The organism is Streptococcus sanguinis, assembly GCF_019928825.1.
GTDB lineage: Bacteria > Bacillota > Bacilli > Lactobacillales > Streptococcaceae > Streptococcus > Streptococcus sanguinis_L.
Genome location: NZ_JAHZOP010000003.1, coordinates 62,966 through 87,058, shown reverse-complemented (window position 1 = coordinate 87,058; position 24,093 = coordinate 62,966). Strand labels below are relative to the sequence as shown.

Here is a 24,093-nt window from a genome sequence, read left to right as displayed (position 1 = left end):
TTACTTCGTTTCCAAAATATGACATCTGTCATTTTGTTTTTGTGACAAACGTTAGGTGAAGCGCTTACAAAAATTTGTTATATTTAGATTATTGAGATTGCTTCTTTTTTATAAAGGAGTTAGGTGCTAAACGAGGTGTTCATTTTGAACAAGAAAAGGTGAAAGGAGTGCGTTATGTAGCAGTAATTTGGTTGTGAGGAGTCTGACTTTATTTTTAGAATATTGAGGTGTGTCATGAAAAATCATCAGGAAAAAGTGTGTAAAAATTGGTTTATGAGAAAAAGCGGCAAGCGTTGGGTTTTTGGGTGTGCCTTGCTAGCTTTTGGAGCTTTCTTGTTAGATGGCGGCGGAGTGGTTTATGCGGATGAGGGTAAGGCTAATCCAGCTCCTACTCAGGTCTTGCAGGCTGATTCATCAGCTGTCTCGGAGCCTGAGAGCGGGCAAACAGCTGCTCCTACAAGGAATGCCGATAAGACAGAGAACATTGTAGCTGGGGAGACTGCTGCAACTGCAGCGACGGAAGCGGGTGGTCAGGATGCAGCAGTGGGGTCAGCCAACCAAAAGTCTGATAAGGAAGATCAAGTCACAGCAAATGCTAAAGAGACCAAACAGGAAGAAGACGAACAGCCAGCAGCGAAGGAAGTTGCTTCGGAAAAACTCCCTGCCGTAGAGACTGTGGATAAGCAGACAGGCTTCAATACTAATTTGGCAGAAGCCAAGGGAGACAAAAATGGAGTTTGGGAAGTCCGAGAGCAAGGACTTTATAGTGATGCCAGAGGCAAAGGTGATAGTTTCCTTTACTCTCAAAGTCAGGGCAAGGATTTTGTTTACTCAACGGATGTAACCTTCCTCAGTAAGGAAGGGGCGGCAGCCCTCATTTTCCGCAGTAATAATAATCCGGATGACAAGAGCAGCTATGCAGTTAATATTGATGGTGGCAGCAACAATGTGAAGTTTTGGCGTTGGCAAGGTGGACGTGACTATCAGTTTATCAATGAAAAGCATATCGAGCCTACGGATGATAATAAATATCGACTCAAGGTCGTTTCTATTGGCTCTTGGGTATCCTACTATGTCAATGATATTCTAGTAGCCAGCTCAGGAGATTACACGCTCCAGAGAGATGATAAGGGGCAGAATACTTATCTGTCAGAAGGTTATTTTGGCTTACTAAACTGGAACAGCGAGCTGCTTTTTCAAAATACCTTTTATAAAGAAATCACTCCTCAGTCTAATCCCGAGTTGGAGGATATAAGGGTGACTTCTTCGGTTGGGAAAGTGGAACAGAAAGGTCAGTTTAGTGCTCCTATTACCATCCAGTATGTCAAGCATGATGCTGAGACTGTAAACTTGACTGTCGTAGCGAAAAATCCTGCTGCCAAGGTAAGCGTGACCGATGCTGCAGGTAGGGTTTATAGTGATTTGAAGAATATTCCGCTGGCAGTGGGGGCAAACTATCTGACTGTAACCAGCACTGTGACGGATGCGGATGGGCAGGAGGTCAGCCTAACTTACCGGCTCAATGTCCATCGTCGGCAGGCAGATGAGGTATACTACAATGAGCTCTATCGCGGTCAGTATCATTATTCGGTCAAGGACGGTTGGGCCAATGATCCCAACGGGCTGGTTTATTACAAGGGAGTCTATCATTTCTTCTATCAGTTTTATGACGATACCAAGTGGGGGCCTATGCACTGGGGCCATGCGACCAGCAAGGATTTGATTCATTGGGAAGAACAGCCGATTGCCTTTTATCCGGATGCTAATGGGGCTATGTTCTCAGGCTCTATCGTAGCAGATACCACTAATTCCTCTGGTTTGTTTGACAATGACCAGGGCGGTTTAATCGCGCTGATTACTGCCGATGGAAACGGTCAGCGCATCAAGTTAGCCTACAGTAAGGATGAGGGTCGGACTTGGACGAAGCTTGATCAAATTGCAGCTGACTGGACGGATGATCCACTGCAGTCTCAGGATTTCCGTGACCCCAAGGTCTTCCGTTGGGAGGGCAAATGGTTTATGGTCGTTGCAGGCGGACCGCTGAGAATTTATTCGTCTGATAATCTGCGTAATTGGAAGGTGGAGTCAACTTATGCGGATCTCCATACGGAGTGCCCAGATCTCTATCCTCTACTGGCAGACGATGGCAGCCTTAAGTGGGTCCTGTCTCGTGGCGGGCGCTCCTATAAGGTCGGTGATTTTAGACAGGTGGCGGGCAAGTGGACTTTCGTCCCAGATGCTGAGTTTGCTCAGGCTGATCAGGTCATGAACTTTGGTAAAGACTCTTATGCGGCCATGACTTACTACGTTCAGGACTTTGGCAGCAAGGCTAATCCAACCCTACCCGACATTATCGCGTCTAACTGGATGAATACCTGGGAAGATTACTGTAATCTGGTAGCCGATACCGTCGGTCAGAAGTTCAACGGCACCTTCAATCTTAACCTCAAACTAGGCCTTATCAAGCAAGACAGAAGCTATCGGCTGACTCAGACGCCAATTACAGCTTATCAGTCTCTGCGTCAGGAAGACAAGGCTGTGTTGTATAAAGACGTGGAAGTTAGTGAGAAGAATGAGCTGTTGAAAGATTTTTCCGGTGATCAGTATGAAATTGTCTCTACTTTCCGGCCGAGTGAAACGACCAAGAAAGTCGGTTTTAACCTACGGGTTGGAGATGGAGAAGTGACTAGAGTTACCTATGATTTAGAAAAGGAAACTCTCTCTATTGACCGCAGCCGGTCCGGCATTATTCTCAGTAATAAATTTGCTCAGGTGGATAGTCAGTCTGTCAAGCGCAATGCGGATGGCAGCATAGATCTGCATCTCTACGTAGATCGCTCCAGTCTAGAAGTCTTTGCCAAAGGATATACTGTAGCGGGTGCCAATCAGATTTTCCCTGCGCCAAATAGCCTTGCGGCTAGTGTTTTTGTAGAAGGTGGTGCTGCTAAGGCTGACATTGCTCTTTATCCGCTGAAGGGCATCTGGGAAGACAAGCAGGCAGTGACCAAACCACTGGAACTAGTGCAGGCTTCTCCTGTAACAAATAATATTTATGTCGGTGATACTTTGGATTTGAAAGCATATATCATGCCAGCAAGTGTCTCTCAAGCGGTCAGCTGGAGTGTGGATCAGCCAGACTTGGTCTCTGTCACGGAAGATGGCAATAAGCTGCGAGTGACTGCTCTGCAAAGGGGTGTGGTCAAGGTAACGGCGACCTCTAAGGAAAATCCAAGCCTTTCCAAGGTCTTCACCATCAATATCAGCCGTAATGACTTTAAGACCAATGTTCCAGATCTAAAAGCTGTCTCTGGTAAGTGGTATGTCGACGGTGAAAGTCTCTATAATCAGAATACCAGTGCCAATGATTATTATATGGGAGGTCAGAAGATTCCTTTCCCTGAGTATAACTTGGATGTGGATCTCAAGTATCAAAAAGGCTTGATTAATATTTTCTATGCGTCTGAAAATGTTGACCCTCGCAATGCTTATTCTATTCAATTTGGCGATAATGATAAGATTCGACTTTACCGCTTTATGGGAGAGACGATTGCAGAAAGTAGCATGAATGGCAAGCATCTTAATGACGGACAGTTCCACCATGTTAAGCTAGTGAAAACTAAAAATGGTGTCAGTGTATCTGTGGACGGTGTAGAATACCTGAACCACCAATTTGATACGGTTGAGCCTTATTATAATGATGCCTACGTCGGTCTAGGACTCTGGGATGGAGACTTGGAAGCGCGCAATTTCTTTGTGACCAATCTTCATGCCCCAGCAGTTAATAAGGCTTCTCTGCAGAAAGTGGTAGACAGTACATCTAGTCTAGATCCAAGCCTCTACACAGATGAGACAGTTCAGGCTTACCAGTCAGCCTTGGCTCGAGCCCAGTCTCTCTTGGCAGATGAAAAAGCGGAGCAGGCGGATTTAGATAGAGTAGAGCAGGAACTGAAGACAGCTCTTGCTGCTCTGGCTGTGAAACCAAGTCATCAGGTCACTCCGGAAGAAGGGATAAAGGACCTAGTGGAAGAAAAGCCTTTCTTAGAAGTCATAATGGAAGAGATTGCATATCAGACTCGAGAACAGGAAAATCCAGAACTGGAAAGAGGACAGAGGAGGATACTTGTAGCTGGCCAAAAAGGTCAAAAGCGAGTCTTTGTAGAAGTCTTGAAGGGTCAGCGAACCATCCTCGGTCAGGAAGTGCTCTCTCTAGCAGTTGACGAACTAGTAGAAGTTGGAAGCAAGGTGGTGGCTGAAAGTGCTAAACAGCCTTTGACAAGGACCCAGCCTCAAACTCTGAAGCAAGGTGAGGAAGGGAAAGTTATTCCGTCGCCAAGATTGCAGCCAAATTCAGATTCAGCTCTGCCTAAGACTGGCACTCAAGAAGATAAGTTTCTGACTCTGGCTGGTTTAGCTTTTCTGGGAATGGGGCTTCTAGCTGGAAGAAAGAAGCAAGAAGACTAAGGTGCTAAGCAATGGTTATTTGCACATAAAAAGGATGGGTGTTTTCCCATCCTTTTTTGATATAGATAAGGCTTGTGAAGTGATTAGTTCTTAGCTGAGCATGCTGCAGTATCTGGCAAGAAATTCCGCTACATCCATCTGCTTGCTTTTTAATTCTCTATCCGAACTTGCATCCGGATGAACATATCGCGGTGCTGCTCCTGAATTTGTGGTTGTTCATGAATGACCTCGCAGATATAATCGCCCACAGGAGTATATCCAGCTTGGGTCAGAGCCTGGTAAAAATGCGGCAGGGCTTTAAGTTCATCTGTAAAGGAAGAGCAGTAAGCAACAGCATAATTTCCTGCTGGCAGCAACATTCGATTTAAGTGAGGGAGTTCATTGGGAGTATGATGGAAGAGACAGAGTTGTTTGGAAATCCATCTTTCTTTTTGGAAATCTTCTTGTTTCATAATGGAGCCAACACGGCTGAAATGAGTGAAAAAAGGACTGTAACGCAGGATTTCTTGCTTGAAGCAGAGGAGAGCAAGTTCGTATTCCTCGCTTTTCATTTGATAAATATTTTGATTAATTTCAAAAGTAAGCAGCTGCCGTTCAGGAAAAGTTAGGATTTCCAGCTCTTGCTCGCTCTGCTTTTCGCCATAGATACGGGCACCAGACCGAAAGATTTCGATTTCTTGGATTTGTTTTTCTAAATTCTCTTTTTCCTCTAGAAGGCGCTGATAGCGTTCCTCGATAAGCTGGTGCAGTTGAAAATGGTCCTTGTCAGATAGGATTTCTTTGATGTCTTCTAGAGAAAAATTCAGTTGACGCAGGTACTGGATGGAGTCAACCAGAGAAGATTGATTGATGTGATAGTAGCGATAGTTGGTTTCTGGATCGACTTTATAGGGCTTTAAAAGTCCGATTTGGTCATAGAATCGTAGAGTTTGGATGGAAATCTGATTTATTTGGGAAAACTCTCCGATGCGCAAAATTTTTTTCATTTTTTAAAACCCTCTATTGACTCTCTAGTTACTAGAGATATTATACTATAATTGTGAAAATAATAACAATTAATGGAGGGTTTGCCATGAGAAATACAAAAATTCGTGCTGTCCAGTATGGCTGCGGCAAGATGTCTAAAGTGATTTTCAAGTACCTACTGGATCACGGTGTAGAAATCGTAGGAGCTATTGATAACAATCCAGCTGTTGTAGGGCAGGATGTTGGCGATTTTGCAGAGCTAGGCTATAAGACTGGTGTCCTGATTTCTGATAATGCTGAACGTGTCTTTGGAGAGTGTGACGCAGACATTGCCATTGTCACCATTGCTTCCTATATGCCGGAAATGTATGATTTTTTTGAAACAGCTATCAAGCATGGAGTTAATATCATCACGACCTGTGAGGAAGCTATCTACCCTTGGACGACATCGCCATCTGAAACAAACCGCTTGGACAAGCTGGCCAAAGAATATGGTGTCACTGTAATGGGCTCAGGCATGCAGGATATTTACTGGATTAATATGCCTTGCTTGGCTATGTCTGGCCTTAATCGCATTCAAAAGGTGAAAGGGATTGTCAGCTATAATGTAGAAGATTATGGTCTGGCTTTGGCAGAAGCGCATGGTGCTGGTTACGATTCAGAGCGATTTGAAAAGGAAATTGCCAGTGCTGAGAGTCTGCCGTCCTATATGTGGAATGCTGCTGAAGCTATTTGCTCTAAGATGAACTGGACCATTCAGGATATTTCGCAAAAGAGCGTTCCTTACATTTTGGATGAAGATGTTTATTCTGAAACGCTGGGACGTACAGTTCCGGCGGGACAAGTAACGGGTATGTCAGCTGTGACAACCATTCATACCCATCAGGGAATTGAGTTAGAAGTAGAGTGCATTGGCAAGGTCTATCGTGAAAATGACGGAGACATGTGTGATTGGGAAATTACTGGTGAGCCAAATCTAGTCTTCTCGGTCAGCAAGCCTGATACTGTAGCCTTGACCTGTGCTACCATTGTCAATCGTATCCCATCTGTGTTAGACGCACCGGCAGGTTATGTGACCTCTGAGTTGGCGCGTGACTTAGCCTATCCGACCTATCCACTTCATACCTATGTGGAAAAATAGCAGAGCTTATAACTAAAAATACACCTCCCACATCAATTGGGAGGTGTATTTTTAAGTATTAGTCTTCCTTTTTCTTTAAGAGGAAGAGTCCAGCTGCTCCTGCAACCAGAAGTCCAGCTAGCACGAAGCTAGCACGTGTTTCTTGGCTTCCGGTCTCTGGCAGAGTCTGATTGTTGTAGGTCAGGGCTACTGTCCGAGCCGGCGGATTGACAGTGGCAGGTTTCCAGTCAAGGACAGTCTGACTTGGCGCTTGATAGGTTGGATCAGGTGTCGTAGGACTCGGGAGGTCAGTCAGCTCGGCCAACTGGCTGCCAAAGATAGCATTGGAAATCCAGCGGTAGAAATAAACAGGGTGAAGTCGGTTAGTCGGATTGCCAGCGTAGACAAAGAGAGGCTTCTCGTTATAGGTACCAGCAATGGCTACGACTTTGTTGGCTAGTTGCTCATTGCCAGGCCACCAGCCAGCGATATAGAAGTCACTTCCGGCAATGCTGGCAAGAGTTCTAAAGTTGGCAGGAATCTTAGCAATCCAGTTACCAGAGTTGGAGTAAAAGAGTCCATCCTTCTTGTAGCCGCTGGTCAGCGGATCTTGGTCTTGGATGACAGCCTTCATCAGTCCTTCATAGTCACTGCCGTTCTTGAAGCGCTCAGCATCAAAGCCGTCTAGGATTCCTAGTTTTTCCAAGCGCTGCATAGCAGAGCCTCCGACGACGATGCTTGGCTTGAGTCCGACAAGAGACTTGTCATAGTTGTTGCTTTCAAGGACGATGACATCCGCATCTTCTGGACGATTGACGATTTCAAAGCCCATATTCTTCAGAGCTAAGGCAGTATGAGCTGGTGCGTCCACGCCTGCCCATGAAAATTGATGCGGTGGTGCGTAGATCTTGAGAGGCTTCAGAGTTGGTCCCTGTGGAATCTTATAAAGGGCGTCACCGTAAATAGCATAACGATCTAGGAGGCTGGTAAAGGTCGGCGTATCAACGATGTAGCCGTCGTCTGTCAGATAAACCTTTTTGCCTTCTGCAAGAGCTTGATTGACGGCCTTAACGGCACTTTCAGACGTATTGGCAATGACGTAATAAGGCGCTTTCTCGTCAACCTGACTGGTACGTGCAGCACGGAGGGCTGTCACCTCTCCTAGCTTGCCTTCAAAGAGCTTGTCGCCAAAGACTGGCTGAGCTTTAAAGCCTTTCATATCAGGGAAATTGACGACTAACTCTGCATACATAGCTGCCCACTTGGATTCATCTGAGCCTTTGTAGAGGACATGATTGGCATAGCCACGCTTAGCTTGCGCCATATCGACAACCAGATCACCTTTTTTATAGTTGCCGCTGTCTTCCTTGAGTTCTTTGACAAGGATACCGTTGCGCTTGAAATAGTCAATCATATTAAAGGCTTCTTGGGAATCATTGTCCTTGTCCACTCCCATTGGGATGACATAGTAGTCTGGGAAGAATTTTTCTTGGCCTTTTTTTATCCGGCCTACGACCTGACCATCAGGTCCGACAAGTTCATTTTCTGCCTTAGGATCTTCGACTTTATTGATGCCACGCAGGTAGAAGTTGAGACGCATCTCCATGAGCTTGTCGGGGTTCTGAGCTAGATAGTCAAGGCCTCCTAGAACTGCATAATATCCAGCCTTGTAGGATTCTTGATTGCCCTCTGGGATTTCGATAGTATGCCCCAGGATACCATGGTACATGGCATAAACAGCTGTGTAGCCTGAGAAGGAATCGTCCCATCCGTCTCCCCAGTCCAGTTTTGGAATGATGTATTTGTCGTAGCCAGAGTTCGCAACGCCGGCCCGCCCCATATGATGGGCATTGTCCAGCATGAGATCAGCTAAAAGGTCATATTCAAAGTTAGGATCGTGAGGCGGGGTTGCCGGTTCAATCAGGAATTCTTTGACAAAGCCGTGAATATCATAGAGGGCAATCGGATTCCATTTGTTAATCAATCCAGCAACGGTGCGGGTTTCAGGATTGGCTTGGTAGCCAGTATCACGGTTAGGGTCAAGGCCATTGGCCAGAGCCCGTGTGTTGAGGACATCGCCGTCAGGGTTTTCCGTAAAGTCAAAGAGGAAGATAAATTTCTTCAGCAAGTCTTGGATGTTGAGAGTGACAAGTTTTTCAGAACCATCGGCAGCGGTTGTTTTGAAGCTGACTTGGTCTTTAGTTGCAAAAGTTTTAAAGAGACCTGTGATAATATCAATCCCAGGCTGTTCATCAGCGTGGGTATTGTTGATGAGGACAGGCAGTTTGTAGTCCAGATTGCCATTTTTGAGAGCTGCTAGCATTTCTGCTGGTTTGGTCAAGGCCTGCGGATTAGTTGTGCTGAGGTAGTCGTCAATGCTCTTTTGGTCGGAACTAATGATACCTAGCTTGATATCACGCCCCTGAGCGCTCTTTCCGATGTTCTCAATCTGAACCAAGCGGTCCGTTTTAGCATCCTGTCTGCTCTTTTCAATAGATGCCAGCATCTCCTCATGGCTGTGGAAGTCTTCATAAGGGCGCAAGACGATATTTTTGCGAATAGTCAGGCTCAAGTCCTGGCTCGTACCAACCAGTTCATGGCTGCCGATGAAGTTCCGATAAGTGCGGCGGATATTGTTGGGAGAGCGCAGGCTGAGATCTTGTCCGAAAAGTTCCTTAAACTGCAGATTCAGATGAAGGTCATTTCCGTCGGCTTTTTCCTCGATAGTGAGAAAGGGTTGCCCAGTAAAGGTGCCGGTGTCCATGTTCCAGGTTTTCCAGTCAACAATCGGTTTATTGTCCAGAGTCCAGGTCAGCTGGCTCGCCTGAGAAGCCTGTCCCTGGACTGTTTCCTTGAGCTCTGCAGGCTCGGACATATAAACGGTACTGTCAGCCAGCTGTGTCTTGGCTTCTTCAGAAGCAGCTGCTCTTGTTTGAGCAGCTGCAGAGACAGCTGGATTGTCCGCTGCAGGAGCAGGAGTCTGTTCTTTTTCTCCTGTCTGATTTGGAGCAGCTTGAGCAGCTTCTGTCGCAGGAGTGACAGCCTCTACCTGATTGGCAGCTGGCTGTGACTCAGTGCTGTTCTGCTGGTCAGCTGCGGCCTTGCCCTGAGCTAAGACAGCCATCAATACAGCGGCTGATAAACTCAAAGCCTGAGTATAGAGACGCTTCTTGTATGAATCGTTCATTAGGAAATCTCCTTTGTGTAAAATATTCTATATTTAGCATAACAAATATCGAAAGCGCTTTCAAATAAAAGTAGAAAAAACATACAAAAAATAAATATAGTTTCTCTGCCGAGCATAGGGGGATCTTCCTTGTTCCGAATGCTATTTGCAATATCCGAACCTTCTGTCTTTATTTTCTGAAATAGTATACAAAATCCTCGAATTTATGCTACAATGAGACAAACTAAAAATGATTGGAGCCAAGCATGAAAGCAATTATTACCGTTGTCGGAAAAGATAAAACAGGGATTGTAGCCGGAGTTTCTACTAAGATTGCGGAGCTGGGGCTGAATATTGACGATATTTCCCAAACCGTTTTGGAGGAATATTTTACCATGATGGCCTTGGTGTCCAGTGATGAAAAGCAAGATTTTACGGCCCTTCGCAATGAGTTTGAAGCTTTCGGCCAAGAGCTCAACGTCAAAATCAACATTCAAAGCGCAGCCATTTTTGATGCCATGTACAATATCTAAGGAGTGAAGGATGGATATTAGACAAGTAACAGAAACCATTGCCATGATTGAGGAGCAGAATTTTGATATTCGGACCATCACCATGGGTATTTCACTCTTAGACTGTATCGACACAGATATTGATCGGGCAGCGGAGAAGATTTACAAAAAAATCACGACCAAAGCGAAAGATCTGGTGACAGTTGGGGACGAAATTGCAGCAGAGCTCGGGATTCCTATCGTCAACAAGCGGGTCTCCGTGACTCCGATTTCCCTGATTGGGGCAGCGACAGATAGCAGAGACTACGTGCCTCTGGCTAAGGCTTTAGACAAGGCAGCCAAGGAAATCGGTGTTGACTTTATCGGTGGTTTCTCGGCCTTGGTTCAAAAGGGCTATCAAAAAGGCGATGAAATCCTCATTAATTCTATTCCACGTGCTTTGGCTGAGACAGACAAGGTCTGCTCCTCTGTCAATATCGGCTCAACCAAGACTGGCATCAATATGACGGCAGTTGCGGATATGGGGCGGATTGTCAAGGAAACAGCCCAGCTTTCTGACATGGGGGCGGCCAAGCTGGTCGTCTTTGCTAATGCAGTAGAGGACAATCCTTTTATGGCAGGCGCCTTCCATGGTGTTGGTGAAGCAGATGTGGTCATCAATGTCGGAGTTTCTGGGCCTGGTGTTGTTAAACGGGCCTTGGAAAAGGTCCGTGGTGAGAGCTTTGACGTGGTGGCTGAAACGGTCAAGAAAACAGCTTTCAAAATCACCCGTATTGGTCAGTTGGTCGGTCAGATGGCTAGCGAGCGTCTGGGTGTCAAGTTCGGGATTGTTGACTTGAGTCTGGCTCCAACGCCGGCAGTCGGGGATTCAGTGGCTCGTGTCTTGGAAGAAATGGGCTTGGAAACAGTTGGTACTCATGGCACGACAGCGGCGCTTGCTCTGCTCAATGACCAAGTCAAAAAAGGTGGTGTCATGGCCTGCAATCAGGTGGGCGGACTATCTGGTGCATTCATTCCTGTTTCTGAAGACGAGGGCATGATTGCGGCTGTGCAAAATGGCTCGCTCAATCTAGAAAAGTTAGAAGCTATGACGGCTATCTGCTCGGTAGGTTTGGATATGATTGCCATCCCAGAGGCGACGCCGGCTGAAACCATCGCGGCCATGATTGCGGATGAAGCGGCGATTGGCGTCATCAATCAAAAGACGACAGCTGTGCGGATTATTCCGAAAGGCAAGGAAGGCGATATGATTGAATTTGGCGGGCTCTTGGGAACAGCTCCAGTCATGAAGGTCAATCAGGCTTCGTCAGCCGCCTTTATCGCGCGGGGCGGTCAAATTCCAGCACCCATTCACAGTTTTAAAAACTAAAAAGCTAGATTTGAAACAGCTTTTAAGAAAGCATCGTAAAGGACAGCTATTCAGTTTCTGAGTAGGAGTTTGCGGGATTGAATCTAGCTGGATGCTTGAAATATAGGGGATTATAAGGAGATTGTTTAGGTTATGAATAAAAGAGAGCTAGCTGAGCTGGCCCTTGATTTAGGTTTGGATTTTGATAAGGAGAGCGGCATTATATATGGCCGTAGAAGGGATTATGCTTTTTATCTAGAGACCATAACAGATGGCGACGAATTTGCGATTTTCTTTTCAGTCAAATGTGAGCAGGGCTATATCGGTCGAGATACCTTGGAAGCGTTGATTAACGATTCTGAGGTTTTGATTGATTTTGAGAGAGCAGGCTATTGTCTGGCTTGTCAGATTTTGGCTGATCAGGATCGAGATCTGCTGCCGGATATTTTGGAGGAGGCTATCGAAGACTGCACCCGCTACTTTAAGGAACAAGGGCTGGTTAGCGCCTGTGAGAAAACCGGTGAAACCGGAGAGGTCGACCTGTATCAGTTCAAAGGAGATTGGCTCTTTCTCACGCCATCTAGCTATGAGCGGATGGTTTCCATCTCACAGGATAAGGTGACAAAGCGCTCCCTTCCTCATCAAAGTCCGCAGAAAATACATTATTTCCTGGGGATTTTCGGAGCATTTTTGACTAGCTTGCTTGGCGCATGCCTTGTCTTCTTCCTGACAGGTGCATCCTTGGCCATGGGCTTTATATCAAGTTTTACACTGCTATTTAGCATTGCTTGCTATGAAAAGTTTGTCAAAGGCATTTCTGTTTTGGGAATTGTAGCAAGTTTCTTTTTTACTTTAGCAATGAGCTTTGTAGCTGTTCAAATCGGTTATGTCAATTCTTTTTACCAAGGGGAAGGCCATATTTTGCAAGCCGTTATCGCTATTAATAAAGCCGCTTTATCCGGACAGTTTGGCATTAATTATTGGCTCCATTATCTGTTCATTGTTCTTGGATGTGTCAGTGCCGTCAAAGTTCATATTAAGTCTCTATAGTTGATTAGATGCTAACTTCACAGCGAGCCGCTGTCTATCATAGCGGAGAACTGAGTTCTCCCTCTTCTTTATCATAAAGAATTCGAAGGCCTTTTTCAAAATATACTATAACAAACAAAAATAAAAGAGGTAAACTATGTCAAAAACAAGACTCTATGTTATCCGTCATGGCAAGACCATGTTCAATACTATCGGCCGGGCTCAGGGCTGGTCTGATACTCCGCTGACTGCTAAAGGTGAGCGCGGTATTCGTGAGCTGGGTATCGGATTGCGAGAGTCGGGTTTGCCTTTTGTCAAGGCTTTTTCTAGTGATAGCGGCCGGACCATTCAGACCATGGGGATTATCCTAGAGGAGCTGGGCCTGACTGGCCAGATTCCCTATCGCTATGACAAGCGCATCCGGGAGTGGTGCTTTGGCAGTTTTGATGGTGCTTATGGTGGTGAGCTCTTTCATGGTGTTATCCCACGAGTTCTTAAGACGGATAATTACAAAGAACTCAGTTGGCCAGATTTGGCGAATGGTCTGGTAGAAGTGGATTCGGCAGGTTGGGCTGAGCCTTGGGATAAGCTTAGCGGTCGGATTTTAGAAGGATTTGAAGCCATTGCTAGAGAAGTAGAGTCCTCAGGTGGTGGCAATGCTCTGGTCGTCAGTCACAGCATGACCATTGGTACTTTGGCTTATCTGGTTGATGAGAATATCACGAAAAATCCTAATGTCGAAAATGGCAGTGTCACAGTGCTGGAGTATGAAGATGGTCGCTTTAGCATCCAGGCCTTGGGTGATGTGTCTTACCGTCAGGTCGGCGCAGCCATCTTAGACCGAGAAAACCAAGAATGAGTAGGAGTTTTGAAACTCCTGCTTTTTGCTTTGAAAGCCAGATGGCGCCAATTTCTTCATAAAATGGTATAATATGAAAAGAACAACGGAGGAAATGAAATGGCAAAAACAAGATTATACTTGGTTCGTCATGGCAAAACCATGTTTAATACTATCGGCCGGGCTCAAGGCTGGTCTGATACCCCATTGACTGAAGTTGGGGAACGTGGCATTCATGAGTTGGGCATTGGCTTGAGAGAAGCTGGGCTTGATTTCAAAATGGCCCGTTCCAGCGACAGCGGCCGAACTATTCAGACCATGGGCATTATTCTAGAGGAGCTGGGTCTGACAGGACAGATTCCTTATACCTTTGACAAACGGATTCGCGAATGGTGCTTTGGCAGTTTTGATGGTGGTTATGATGGAGAACTCTTTATGGGTGTGATGCCCCGGGTTTTCAATATTGAGCATGTTCATCAGCTTAGCTATGCTGAGTTGGCAGAAGGTCTTGTAGAAGTCGATACAGCTGGCTGGGCGGAAAACTGGGAAAAGCTCAGCGGCCGAATCTGGGAAGGCTTTTCAGCCATAGCTGATGCTGGTGGTGGCAATGCTCTGGTCGTCAGCCACGGCATGACCATCGGAACCTTTGTCTATCTAATCAATCGAACTCGGCCTCATGGTTTGGACAATGGTAGTGTGACGGTTGTAGACTATGAAGACGGTAAATTCACAGTAGCTTGCGTCGGAGACATGTCTTATCGAGAGGCCGGTGCCAAAGTAATGGAGGAAGAAGTTGAAGCGCGCTAAACATCGCAAAGAAAAGAGAAAATCGAAGTCTAAGAAGATTGGGGTGACACTTTTGTTGTTAATCGTCTTGTGTCTGGCAGCTGGAGGAACGGCGATTTATTTCCGTCCGTCCTTGTTACAAGATCTGCTTGCAAAGATTCAGTTTTCGGGTTCATCTAGCAGTTCTGCTACGAAAGGCTCTTCTAGCTCAGAGAGTTCACAGTCTGATTTGCCCAAGGTGTCTTCTACTGACTGGAATTTGATTTTGGTCAATCGTGACAACCAGCAAGAAGAAAAGACGCCTGATCTGACTCAGATCGGAGAGGTCCAGGTCGATAGCCGCATTGCTGAAAATACTCGGCAATTCCTAGCTGCAGCCCAGGCGATAGCTCCTGAAGAAACTTTAATCTCTGGCTATCGCAGCCGAGCTGAGCAGGAGGAACTCTATAACGAAAAAGTTGCTGAGCAAGTCGCCAAAGGCTTGTCAAATGAAGAAGCAGTCAGCATCGTGCTGAAGCAGGTGCAGCTTCCAGGAGCCAGCGAGCATCAAACGGGCTTGGCTATTGATATGAGCGCTCCAGAAGGCCAGGAGGATGAATTGGCAGCTAAGATTGCCCAACTAGCTCCGCAGTATGGCTTTGTCCTTCGCTATCCAGATGGCAAGAGCGACATTACTGGAGTTGACTTTGAGAACTGGCATTACCGCTATGTCGGTGTGGAGAATGCCCAGTATATGCAGAAGCATAATCTTGTTCTGGAAGAATATATCGCCCTACTCAAGGAAGCGGGGAAATAAAAAAGTAAGTCAGGTGTTCCTGGCTTTTTTTATGCTGATTTATCAGGATGTAGGTCTATAATCACTTATGCTTCTGACTTAAAGCAGCTTTAGCTGAAGCATTGATAGATAAAAATGAATCACTTTCTGTAAAAAATATTTATAAATCCTTGACAACTATATCGGACTGCGATATAATTTTTATATCAAGATTCGATATATCGAGGTGAAAGTGAGATGAAAAGATGAGTGGATTGACAGAAAAGCTTAGGAGAGTCTATGTGCCAATGACAGAGACAGGTTTTTATATCCTCTTCTGTCTTCAGAAAGAGAGGCATGGTTACAGTATTACTCAAAAAGTTAAGGAGCTGACAGAAGGACAACTATCTATCAGCCCGGGAACCATGTACGGAACTTTGGCAAAGATGGAAAAAGATGGTCTGATTGCCTTTGTTCGTGAGGAAGAAAAGAGAAAGCTCTATTCTATCACGGAGCTTGGGAAGCAGATTTTAGAGTTGGAAATACAACGGATTGAGCGCCTTTACCGCAATAGTAAGGAGGAAGTTTGATGGAAAAGAAGATTGTCTATAAAATCTTTACCATTGCAGACTATGACAGAGAAGCAGCTTATTTTAAAAAAATGCACAGCCAAGGCTGGAAATTGAAAAAAGTAAGTTATTCTCCCTTTCTTGTTGCGGTTCGTTATACATTTGAAGCCTGTCCGCCTCAGGAAGTGGCCTATCAATTAGATTTTCGCCCCATAAAGAAGACGGAGCAAGAATCCTATTATCAACTGTTTGAGGATTGTGGCTGGGAGCATATTACAAACTTTAATCAGTTCTCTTATTTCCGCAAGCCAGTTTCTCAGCTTGATGCAGACAGCGATCTTGAAATCTATAATGATGCTTGGTCTAAGCTAGAAATGGTCAAGCGTTTGCTTGTATGGAGGTTTTTACCAGCCATCATGGTTTTGTGTGTCACTACCTATCTCATTCTAGATATTTCCCAGAAAAGTTTGAAAGCAAGTCTATTATTCAAATCAATCTTAGCAATAGACTGTCTTATATTGCTCATTCTGTTTTGCCAACTGGTCCATATTGCCTTGCGTTTTTGGAAAATGAGGCAGGAATTGAAAGACTGATTGCAGTTTTGTTAAATACTGTTGTGAAAGCGAGGAAAACAATGAACAAGACCATTATTGAAGTGCAAGGCTTGAAAAAGAAGTTCAAGGAGCAAGAAGCCCTGGCAGGAATCGATTTTTCCATCCGAGAGGGAGAAATTTTTGGCTTCCTAGGACCATCTGGATCTGGTAAAACGACGACTATCAATATCTTGACTGGTCAGCTGTCTGCAGATGATGGGACAGCTCATGTGCTGTCTGCTCCGGTTGAGGATTTAAAGGTAGAAGTCCTGGAGCAGATTGGGATTGTCAGCGATGGCAGTGGTTTTTATGAAAAGATGTCACTTTATAAGAATCTCAAGGCCTATGCTATGCTCTTTGGTGTTAAGATGACAGAAGTCGATGAACTTCTCCGGAAAGTGGGACTCTATGATAGTCGCAACAAGGTGGCGGAAAAACTATCTACGGGTATGAAACAACGGATGCTACTGGTTCGCGCCCTGATTAATCAGCCCAAATTGCTCTTCTTGGATGAGCCGACCAGTGGCTTGGATCCGTCAACCTCTCGCACCATTCACGAATTGCTGCTGGAACTAAAAGAGCAGGGGACAACTATTTTTCTGACGACCCATGATATGCAGGAAGCTAACCTCTTGTGTGATCGCTTGGCCTTGCTAAGTAAAGGAAAACTAGTCGAAGTAGGCAGTCCACATGAGATAATCCAAAAGTATAATACAGATAAGAAGGTTCGTTTAGAATATGAAGATTTGACGACTAAGACGGTGGCTTTTGAAGAACTGCAAGGAGGCATGGATTTGGCCAATGTTATCAGTATTCATTCCTGCGAACCAACTTTGGAAGATGTTTTCATCACGTTGACAGGAGGTACCTTAAATGTCTAATAAATTAAAAGGTATGATTTGGCTGAGAGGTCAAGTGACGCTAGCTAATAAAAGTATTCTATTGCAGGTTTTCATGCCAATTTTCCTCATTTTTCTCTATAAATTTATTTTTTCTTTGAATGGAGCTGGTAAGGAAATTGGAGCGGAAAAACTAGCTACTATGTTGCTTACTATCTCTCTGCCTTTTTCTCTAGCCATGTCTGTTGGAACACCTATTATCATCATCCTAGCTGAGGAGAGAGAAAAACATAATTTGCAAAGTTTACGCTTGGCTGGTGTGACAGCTGGTCAATACATTCTTTCTGCCTTAATCTGGCCAGCGATTATTGGGATTTTTTATATCGTCATTACTCCAATTTTGGTAGGAGCTAAGCTTTCTAATCAGGTATTCAGCTATGGTTTGGTTCTCTTATTGACCATGCTGGTCTTAATTTTCTTCTTTTTAATGGTTGGCTTGTTTTGTAAAAATCAAGTCATGGCACAATCCCTTAGTGTTCCAGCCATGCTCTTGGCGGCATTTATCCCTATGTTTTCAAATATGAGCGAGGATTTATTTAAGGTGCTGCGTTATAGCTTTATGGGCCTCTTTACTAGTTATATGAAAGATTGGTCTCATTTCCATTTATGGAGCGGAGAATTTTTGGCTCTTGTAGTTTGGTTGCTTCTTTTTGCAGGAATTTCTTTCTATTTGATGCGCCGTTTGCAAATCTTGGACGACTAATCTAGGTCGCTAGACTGATTTTTAGCACTCTGATAAAAAGAGTGCTAATTTTTTGAGTTTTTGTCTTGACTTTGGAGTAGAAGAGTGTATAATAGAATCATGAGTTAGCACTCGAGGTTGTTGAGTGCTAATCGACAGCAGAATCTTGATTGGAGGTGATGCCGTGGTCACGGAGCGTCAAAATGAGATTTTGAATTTAATTATTGATATCTTTACCAAGACCCACGAGCCGGTAGGCTCCAAAGCCCTGCAGGATTCTATCAATTCCAGCAGTGCCACCATCCGAAACGATATGGCGGCTTTGGAAAAGCAGGGGCTTCTGGAAAAGGCGCATACGTCCAGCGGCCGTAAGCCGAGCGTGGCTGGTTTTCAGTACTTTGTCAAGCATTCTCTGTCCTTTGATCGTCTCGCTGAGAATGAACTTTATGAGGTTATCAAAGCCTTTGATCATGAGTTTTTCAACTTGGAGGACATTCTTCAACAGGCAGCAGATCTTTTGACCAAGCTCAGTGGATGCACAGTTGTTGCACTGGATGTAGAACCCAGTCGGCAACGCTTGACAGCATTTGATATCGTTGTGCTCAGTCAGCACACGGCTCTGGCGGTCTTCACCTTGGATGAGTCCAATACCATTACCAGTCAGTTTATGATTCCGCGTAACTTCTTAAAAGAAGATCTGGATAGGCTTAAAGGTTTAGTAAGGGAGCGGTTCTTGGGACAGACAGTGCTGGATATCCATTACAAGATTCGGACGGAAATTCCGCAGATTATCCAGCGCTATTTCACCACGACGGACAATGTCATCCAGCTCTTTGAGCATATCTTTGGTGATATTTTCAAGGAAAATGTGATTCTGTCTGGCAAGGTTCAGCTCTTGGAATTTTCAGATCTGTCAGCTTATCAGTTTTTTGATGACCCGCAGAAAGTAGCCTTTGAGATTCGCGACAGTTTGGCCGAAGATCAGATGCAAAGCGTGCGCGTGGCAGACAGTAGAGAAAGCTGTTTAGCTGATTTGACACTGATTTCCAGCAAATTCCTGATTCCTTATCGAGGATTTGGAGTTCTGGCAGTTGTTGGTCCGGTCAATCTTGACTATCAACGGCTGATCAGTCAGATGAATGTCGTCAACCGAGTGCTGACCATGAAACTGACCGACTTCTACCGCTATCTGAGCAGCAATCACTATGAAGTCCATTAAATATAGTATAAATATTCCTAAAAAGGAGGTGCCTTGTGGCAAAACATAAACAAGAAGAACATCCAGAAGATGTGGAAGTAAAAGAGGAAGCTGTAGAAACAGCTGAACAAGCTGAATCAGCAAGCCCTGAAAAATCAGAATTAGAACTAGCTAATGAGCGAGCAGAAGATTTTGAAAACAAATATCTCCGCGCTCATGCAGAAATGCAGAACATTCAGCGCCGAGCAAATGAAGAACGTCAGCAGCTGCAAAGATACCGCAGTCAGGACTTGGCAAAAGCTATTTTGCCTTCGATAGATAATCTGGAGCGCGCGCTTGCCGTTGAAGGTCTGACAGATGATGTCAAAAAAGGACTGGAAATGGTGCAGGAAAGTTTGATTCATGCTCTCAAAGAAGAGGGCATCGAAGAAATCCCAGCTGACGGAGCTTTTGACCATAACTATCACATGGCCATTCAAACCGTTCCAGCTGACGATGAGCACCCAGCTGACACTATCGCACAGGTCTTCCAAAAAGGCTACAAACTTCATGACCGTATCCTGCGCCCAGCAATGGTAGTGGTCTATAACTAGGCTAGAAAACTTGAAAAATCTTGTCCGAAACGACAATAAACTATGAAGGAAGAAAACATTCGTTCAGCTTTGCTTTTAATGAGCGAAGCGAACCAAAGAGTATTGAAAATAAATTAAAGTAAAAAGAGGTAAAAATATGTCTAAAATTATCGGTATTGACTTAGGTACAACAAACTCAGCAGTTGCAGTTCTTGAAGGAACTGAAAGCAAAATCATTGCAAATCCAGAAGGAAATCGCACAACACCATCTGTAGTGTCATTCAAAAATGGTGAAATCATCGTTGGTGATGCGGCAAAACGTCAAGCAGTGACAAACCCAGATACAATCATTTCCATCAAATCAAAAATGGGAACATCTGAAAAAGTAGCTGCTAACGGTAAAGAATACACTCCGCAAGAAATCTCAGCTATGATTCTGCAGTACTTGAAAGGTTATGCAGAAGAGTACCTTGGTGAAAAAGTAAGCAAAGCAGTTATCACAGTACCAGCTTACTTTAACGATGCGCAACGTCAAGCGACTAAAGATGCTGGTAAAATCGCTGGTCTTGAAGTAGAACGTATCGTTAACGAACCAACTGCAGCAGCCCTTGCTTACGGTCTTGACAAACAAGATAAAGAAGAAAAGATCTTGGTCTTTGACTTAGGTGGCGGTACCTTTGACGTTTCAATCCTTGAGTTGGGTGATGGTGTCTTTGATGTATTGGCAACTGCTGGTGATAACAAACTCGGTGGTGACGACTTTGACCAAAAGATTATCGACCACATGGTAGCTGAGTTCAAGAAAGAAAACGGCATCGACTTGTCAAATGATAAGATGGCGCTTCAACGCTTGAAAGATGCAGCTGAAAAGGCTAAGAAAGACCTTTCAGGTGTGACTTCTACTCAAATCAGCTTGCCGTTTATCACAGCTGGTGACGCTGGACCTCTCCACTTGGAAATGACTTTGACTCGTGCTAAATTCGACGATTTGACTCGTGACTTGGTAGAGCGCACTAAAGAACCAGTTCGTCGTGCTCTTTCTGACGCAGGTTTGAGCTTGTCAGAAATCGACGAAGTGATCTTGGTTGGTGGTTCAACTCGTATTCCAGCTGTTGTAGAAGCTGTTAAGGCTGAAACTGGTAAAGAGCCAAACAAATCAGTGAACCCTGATGAAGTAGTTGCTATGGGTGCTGCTATCCAAGGTGGTGTTATCACTGGTGATGTTAAAGACGTTGTCCTTCTTGACGTAACACCATTGTCACTTGGTATCGAAACAATGGGTGGCGTCTTCACTAAGCTGATCGACCGCAACACAACAATTCCAACGTCTAAATCACAAGTCTTCTCTACAGCAGCAGACAACCAACCAGCCGTTGATATCCATGTTCTTCAAGGTGAACGTCCAATGGCAGCAGATAACAAGACTCTGGGACGTTTCCAATTGACAGATATCCCAGCTGCTCCTCGTGGAATCCCTCAAATCGAAGTAACCTTTGACATCGATAAGAACGGTATCGTATCTGTTAAGGCTAAAGACCTTGGAACTCAAAAAGAACAACACATTGTCATCCAATCTAACAGTGGCTTGACTGACGAAGAAATCGACCGCATGATGAAGGATGCAGAAGCAAACGCTGAAGCAGATAAGAAACGTAAGGAAGAAGTTGACCTTCGTAATGAAGTTGACCAAGCTATCTTTGCGACTGAAAAGACTATCAAGGAAACTGAAGGCAAAGGCTTCGACGCAGAGCGTAACGCTGCCCAAGCTGCTCTTGATGAACTTAAGAAAGCGCAAGAAGATAATAACTTGGACGACATGAAAGCGAAATTGGAAGCTCTCAACGAAAAAGCTCAAGCGTTGGCAGTGAAACTCTACGAACAAGCTGCTGCGGCTCAACAAGCCCAAGCAGGAGCGGAAGGAGCTGAAAACGCAGGCTCAACTAAAGCAGACGACGATGTTGTAGACGGAGAGTTTACTGAGAAATAAAGTTGAATAACTAGAGCAGCTTAAGCTGTTCTAGTTTCTTATAGGAGTAAAATGTTTAAGAAGTGGTGTTGTAAAACAATACAAAGGCTAAGACAAGATTTTTTGTTACTGCTTTTATCTGTTCTGATTATTATACTAATAATATTCATTGGCTTAACGTTCTGTTTTAACGAGATTAATGAAACTAGTCCAACCTTAATCAAAGTTATTTTTTCCTCAGAGACCTTAGTGGCTATAGTGGCTGGTATTGCGGGAATTTATTCGTGGCGCCATAGTAAATCGAAAATAGAGTATGAAAAAAATTTACAGATGTTAAAGGATATTGATGAAATTCGTGAATTTTATATAGATAGGGAGGATGAACTTGAGATTATTAAGCAATGTCAATTGCATATTGAGGATATGAGAGGGAAAACTGAAAATTCCTCGAACAAATTTTTAATCACATATCTAGAGTATGTTAGTAGTAAATTTGAGAATGATGATTCAAATAATTATGTAGTAGAATCTGAAGTTGAGGATGATTATAAAGAAGCAATTGCTTCGACGTCTATTTATGATATAAAGACTAAAATTGCTTCAAAAGAGAAAACAAGTACTTCATTTGTTCGCTATAGTAAAAATTATGGGGTGCATTCGACAAGTTCAGTAATAAAATGGAAAACTTGGTATACTCTAAGGCAAAACATGCTTAGTGATATTAATGACGATGATAGAATTATATTTTTTACGAAAGTCGGTGTTTTGTATCAGGGTTGTGAAATTAGCGGTAAAGAATTGAAAAGGTTGATAAAAAAGGTTCCTGTTCGTAATAGTAAAAATGGAAATCTACAATATGATTTTTATATATCTAAAAATGATACTATTTCTTGTGAAAGTGAAAATGGTAAATATATAAATTTATCAGCTTATGGAGTTAAAGAATTGAATTTGACTTATCTGAATGATAAAATCTAAAATTCAATTTTTTCAAAAAACAAAAGAAACAGAATCTGATCCAAATCACAGGTTCGTTTCACAACATTAATAGAAAGGAACATGAGTGTTCGCAACTGAACACGGGCTACGGACTGTGCCAAAAAGATAGTTTTTTCTAGGACGCAAACGTCCGTCGTCAAAACTCCTATTTTGGCTGTGTCCGTTTGACGCCCTTTGTATCTTGAATTATGAACAATACAGAATATTATGACCGTCTAGGTGTCTCTAAGAATGCTTCTCAGGATGAGATCAAGAGAGCCTATCGGAAATTATCTAAAAAGTACCACCCCGACATTAATAAGGAAGTTGGGGCGGAGGACAAATATAAAGAAGTCCAAGAGGCTTATGAAACGCTGAGCGACGAGCAAAAGCGGGCAGCCTATGATCAATACGGTGCAGCGGGAGCTAATGGTGGCTTTGGCGGTGGTGCAGGCGGCTTCGGTGGCTTTGATGGCTCCGGCTTTGGCGGTTTCGAAGACATCTTCTCTAGCTTCTTTGGTGGCGGTGCTTCGCGTAATCCTAATGCTCCGCGCCAAGGGGATGATCTTCAGTATCGTGTGAATCTCCGCTTTGAAGAAGCGATTTTCGGAGCTGAGAAGGAAATCAAGTATAACCGCGAAGCGACTTGTCGTACCTGTGACGGGTCTGGTGCTAAGCCAGGAACTAGTCCTGTTACCTGTGGTCGCTGTCATGGCTCAGGTGTCATCAACGTCGATACCCAGACGCCGCTTGGCATGATGCGTCGGCAAGTGACCTGTGATGTCTGTCACGGCCGAGGAAAAGAAATCAAAAGTCCTTGTGAAACCTGTCACGGAACGGGTCATGAAAAACAGGCTCACAGCGTCAAGGTGAAGATCCCTGCTGGTGTGGAAACTGGTCAGCAGGTCCGTCTGTCTGGTCAAGGTGAAGCAGGCTTTAATGGCGGTCCTTATGGTGACCTTTATGTCGTGGTCCAAGTTGAGCCGAGTGACAAGTTTGAGCGAGATGGCTCTACCATTTACTACAAGCTCAATCTCAACTTTGTCCAAGCGGCTCTTGGTGACAGTGTGGATATCCCAACTGTTCACGGGGATGTGGAGCTGAATATCCCAGAAGGAACACAGACTGGCAAGCGTTTCCGCCTGCGTGGCAAGGGAGCACCGAGTCTGCGTGGTGGAAGCATGGGTGACCAGTATGTTACTGTCAATGTTGTGACACCGACTGGCCTCAACGACCGTCAAAAAGCGGCCCTCAAAGAATTTGCGGATGCTGGCAATATCTCGGTCAATCCTAAGAAAAAAGGCTTCTTCGACAAAATGAAAGATGCCTTGGAAGATTTGTAATCATATAAAAAGGAGCAGCCTAATGCTGTTCTTTTTATGTTTTCTAGAAGGACATTTGGCAAATGTAGTCAAGTAAGAGAGCAGCTCTAATCAGCCTTTTAATTAAAAGAAATTCACAATAAAAAGCGTAAAGAGATTTTCTCTATTTACTTTTACAAAAATTAATTGTTTTTTTAAGTAAAATCTATTGTAAAAATTTCCTAAAAGATATATGATAATACTATATGTATAAAACGCATCTTTTTAGCCTGCTGGGGAGTTGGTTAGGAAGATAATGGGAGATTAACTTTATACATTTTAGGAAAAAGGGGAT

At 44.2% G+C, this 24,093-nt stretch carries 19 protein-coding genes; 17 read left to right on the top strand and 2 right to left on the bottom strand.

Going from position 1 to position 24,093, the window contains the following annotated elements; translation table 11 throughout:
* Positions 1-234: 234 nt before the first annotated feature.
* Positions 235-4,461 (top strand): GH32 C-terminal domain-containing protein, encoded by a 4,227-nt coding sequence (locus K1J09_RS06470; RefSeq protein ID WP_223323571.1) that lies wholly within the window; start codon positions 235-237, stop codon positions 4,459-4,461.
* A gap of 149 nt (positions 4,462-4,610) precedes the next feature.
* Here K1J09_RS06470 and K1J09_RS06465 read toward each other — a convergent pair whose 3' ends face one another.
* Positions 4,611-5,447, bottom strand: a complete 837-nt coding sequence (locus K1J09_RS06465) for a MerR family transcriptional regulator (protein ID WP_223323569.1) — start codon at positions 5,445-5,447, stop codon at positions 4,611-4,613.
* 86 nt (positions 5,448-5,533) lie between these two features.
* On the opposite strand from K1J09_RS06465, the gene K1J09_RS06460 reads away from it, so the two are divergent.
* Entirely contained in the window at positions 5,534-6,568 is a 1,035-nt protein-coding gene (locus tag K1J09_RS06460) for an NAD(P)H-dependent amine dehydrogenase family protein (protein WP_011837500.1), read from the top strand.
* A 58-nt stretch (positions 6,569-6,626) separates the two neighbouring features.
* Here K1J09_RS06460 and K1J09_RS06455 read toward each other — a convergent pair whose 3' ends face one another.
* Entirely contained in the window at positions 6,627-9,734 is a 3,108-nt protein-coding gene (locus tag K1J09_RS06455; RefSeq protein ID WP_223323568.1) for an LPXTG-anchored zinc carboxypeptidase, read from the bottom strand.
* A 245-nt stretch (positions 9,735-9,979) separates the two neighbouring features.
* Here K1J09_RS06455 and K1J09_RS06450 point away from each other — a divergent pair, with 245 nt between their 5' ends.
* The 15 genes from K1J09_RS06450 to dnaJ all read left to right on the top strand — a co-directional run bounded on the left by K1J09_RS06450 (position 9,980) and on the right by dnaJ (position 23,780).
* Positions 9,980-10,246 carry an ACT domain-containing protein gene (locus K1J09_RS06450; protein WP_002893729.1) on the top strand — a complete coding sequence of 89 codons (267 nt, stop codon included), beginning with the start codon at positions 9,980-9,982 and terminating at the stop codon, positions 10,244-10,246.
* 10 nt (positions 10,247-10,256) lie between these two features.
* Positions 10,257-11,594, top strand: a complete 1,338-nt coding sequence (locus K1J09_RS06445) for a PFL family protein (RefSeq protein ID WP_223323566.1) — start codon at positions 10,257-10,259, stop codon at positions 11,592-11,594.
* 132 nt (positions 11,595-11,726) lie between these two features.
* Entirely contained in the window at positions 11,727-12,623 is an 897-nt protein-coding gene (locus K1J09_RS06440) for a hypothetical protein (protein ID WP_223323564.1), read from the top strand.
* A 136-nt stretch (positions 12,624-12,759) separates the two neighbouring features.
* Positions 12,760-13,461 (top strand): histidine phosphatase family protein, encoded by a 702-nt coding sequence (locus K1J09_RS06435; protein WP_223323562.1) that lies wholly within the window; start codon positions 12,760-12,762, stop codon positions 13,459-13,461.
* 99 nt (positions 13,462-13,560) lie between these two features.
* On the top strand, positions 13,561-14,247 hold the full coding sequence (locus K1J09_RS06430) for a histidine phosphatase family protein (RefSeq protein ID WP_223323560.1): 687 nt from the start codon (positions 13,561-13,563) through the stop codon (positions 14,245-14,247).
* Positions 14,234-15,022: a M15 family metallopeptidase gene (locus K1J09_RS06425; RefSeq protein ID WP_223323557.1), complete on the top strand. Its 789-nt coding sequence runs from the start codon at positions 14,234-14,236 to the stop codon at positions 15,020-15,022. The genes K1J09_RS06430 and K1J09_RS06425 overlap by 14 nt, the downstream gene beginning before the upstream one ends.
* A 224-nt stretch (positions 15,023-15,246) precedes the next feature.
* Positions 15,247-15,570, top strand: a complete 324-nt coding sequence (locus tag K1J09_RS06420) for a PadR family transcriptional regulator (RefSeq protein ID WP_002911709.1) — start codon at positions 15,247-15,249, stop codon at positions 15,568-15,570.
* Positions 15,570-16,142: a DUF2812 domain-containing protein gene (locus K1J09_RS06415; RefSeq protein ID WP_124765454.1), complete on the top strand. Its 573-nt coding sequence runs from the start codon at positions 15,570-15,572 to the stop codon at positions 16,140-16,142. Before K1J09_RS06420 ends, K1J09_RS06415 begins: the two co-directional genes overlap by 1 nt.
* Before the next feature lie 41 nt (positions 16,143-16,183).
* Positions 16,184-17,023, top strand: coding sequence for an ABC transporter ATP-binding protein (locus K1J09_RS06410; RefSeq protein WP_223323556.1), 840 nt, complete (start codon positions 16,184-16,186; stop codon positions 17,021-17,023).
* Positions 17,016-17,744, top strand: coding sequence for an ABC transporter permease (locus tag K1J09_RS06405; protein WP_223323554.1), 729 nt, complete (start codon positions 17,016-17,018; stop codon positions 17,742-17,744). Before K1J09_RS06410 ends, K1J09_RS06405 begins: the two co-directional genes overlap by 8 nt.
* A gap of 163 nt (positions 17,745-17,907) precedes the next feature.
* A complete protein-coding gene (gene hrcA / locus K1J09_RS06400) occupies positions 17,908-18,942 on the top strand; it encodes a heat-inducible transcriptional repressor HrcA (protein ID WP_223323793.1) in 1,035 nt (344 codons plus the stop codon).
* Positions 18,943-18,977: 35 nt separating this feature from the next.
* Complete coding sequence (gene grpE, locus K1J09_RS06395; RefSeq protein WP_002905347.1) at positions 18,978-19,514, top strand: nucleotide exchange factor GrpE; 537 nt, start codon at positions 18,978-18,980, stop codon at positions 19,512-19,514.
* A gap of 136 nt (positions 19,515-19,650) precedes the next feature.
* Positions 19,651-21,480, top strand: a complete 1,830-nt coding sequence (gene dnaK, locus K1J09_RS06390; RefSeq protein ID WP_002902361.1) for a molecular chaperone DnaK — start codon at positions 19,651-19,653, stop codon at positions 21,478-21,480.
* 51 nt (positions 21,481-21,531) lie between these two features.
* Positions 21,532-22,437: a hypothetical protein gene (locus K1J09_RS06385; RefSeq protein ID WP_002902362.1), complete on the top strand. Its 906-nt coding sequence runs from the start codon at positions 21,532-21,534 to the stop codon at positions 22,435-22,437.
* 209 nt (positions 22,438-22,646) lie between these two features.
* Complete coding sequence (dnaJ, locus tag K1J09_RS06380) at positions 22,647-23,780, top strand: molecular chaperone DnaJ (protein ID WP_002902364.1); 1,134 nt, start codon at positions 22,647-22,649, stop codon at positions 23,778-23,780.
* The last annotated feature ends 313 nt before the right edge of the window (positions 23,781-24,093 follow it).

What these genes read in the sequence shown, in the direction of transcription:
- K1J09_RS06470 (WP_223323571.1), top strand. Translation starts at nt 235, where the DNA reads ATGAAAAATCATCAGGAAAAAGTGTGTAAAAATTGGTTTATGAGAAAA.
- K1J09_RS06465 (WP_223323569.1), bottom strand. Translation starts at nt 5,447, where the DNA reads ATGAAAAAAATTTTGCGCATCGGAGAGTTTTCCCAAATAAATCAGATT.
- K1J09_RS06460 (WP_011837500.1), top strand. Translation starts at nt 5,534, where the DNA reads ATGAGAAATACAAAAATTCGTGCTGTCCAGTATGGCTGCGGCAAGATG.
- K1J09_RS06455 (WP_223323568.1), bottom strand. Translation starts at nt 9,734, where the DNA reads ATGAACGATTCATACAAGAAGCGTCTCTATACTCAGGCTTTGAGTTTA.
- K1J09_RS06450 (WP_002893729.1), top strand. Translation starts at nt 9,980, where the DNA reads ATGAAAGCAATTATTACCGTTGTCGGAAAAGATAAAACAGGGATTGTA.
- K1J09_RS06445 (WP_223323566.1), top strand. Translation starts at nt 10,257, where the DNA reads ATGGATATTAGACAAGTAACAGAAACCATTGCCATGATTGAGGAGCAG.
- K1J09_RS06440 (WP_223323564.1), top strand. Translation starts at nt 11,727, where the DNA reads ATGAATAAAAGAGAGCTAGCTGAGCTGGCCCTTGATTTAGGTTTGGAT.
- K1J09_RS06435 (WP_223323562.1), top strand. Translation starts at nt 12,760, where the DNA reads ATGTCAAAAACAAGACTCTATGTTATCCGTCATGGCAAGACCATGTTC.
- K1J09_RS06430 (WP_223323560.1), top strand. Translation starts at nt 13,561, where the DNA reads ATGGCAAAAACAAGATTATACTTGGTTCGTCATGGCAAAACCATGTTT.
- K1J09_RS06420 (WP_002911709.1), top strand. Translation starts at nt 15,247, where the DNA reads ATGAGTGGATTGACAGAAAAGCTTAGGAGAGTCTATGTGCCAATGACA.
- K1J09_RS06415 (WP_124765454.1), top strand. Translation starts at nt 15,570, where the DNA reads ATGGAAAAGAAGATTGTCTATAAAATCTTTACCATTGCAGACTATGAC.
- K1J09_RS06410 (WP_223323556.1), top strand. Translation starts at nt 16,184, where the DNA reads ATGAACAAGACCATTATTGAAGTGCAAGGCTTGAAAAAGAAGTTCAAG.
- K1J09_RS06405 (WP_223323554.1), top strand. Translation starts at nt 17,016, where the DNA reads ATGTCTAATAAATTAAAAGGTATGATTTGGCTGAGAGGTCAAGTGACG.
- dnaK (WP_002902361.1), top strand. Translation starts at nt 19,651, where the DNA reads ATGTCTAAAATTATCGGTATTGACTTAGGTACAACAAACTCAGCAGTT.
- K1J09_RS06385 (WP_002902362.1), top strand. Translation starts at nt 21,532, where the DNA reads ATGTTTAAGAAGTGGTGTTGTAAAACAATACAAAGGCTAAGACAAGAT.
- dnaJ (WP_002902364.1), top strand. Translation starts at nt 22,647, where the DNA reads ATGAACAATACAGAATATTATGACCGTCTAGGTGTCTCTAAGAATGCT.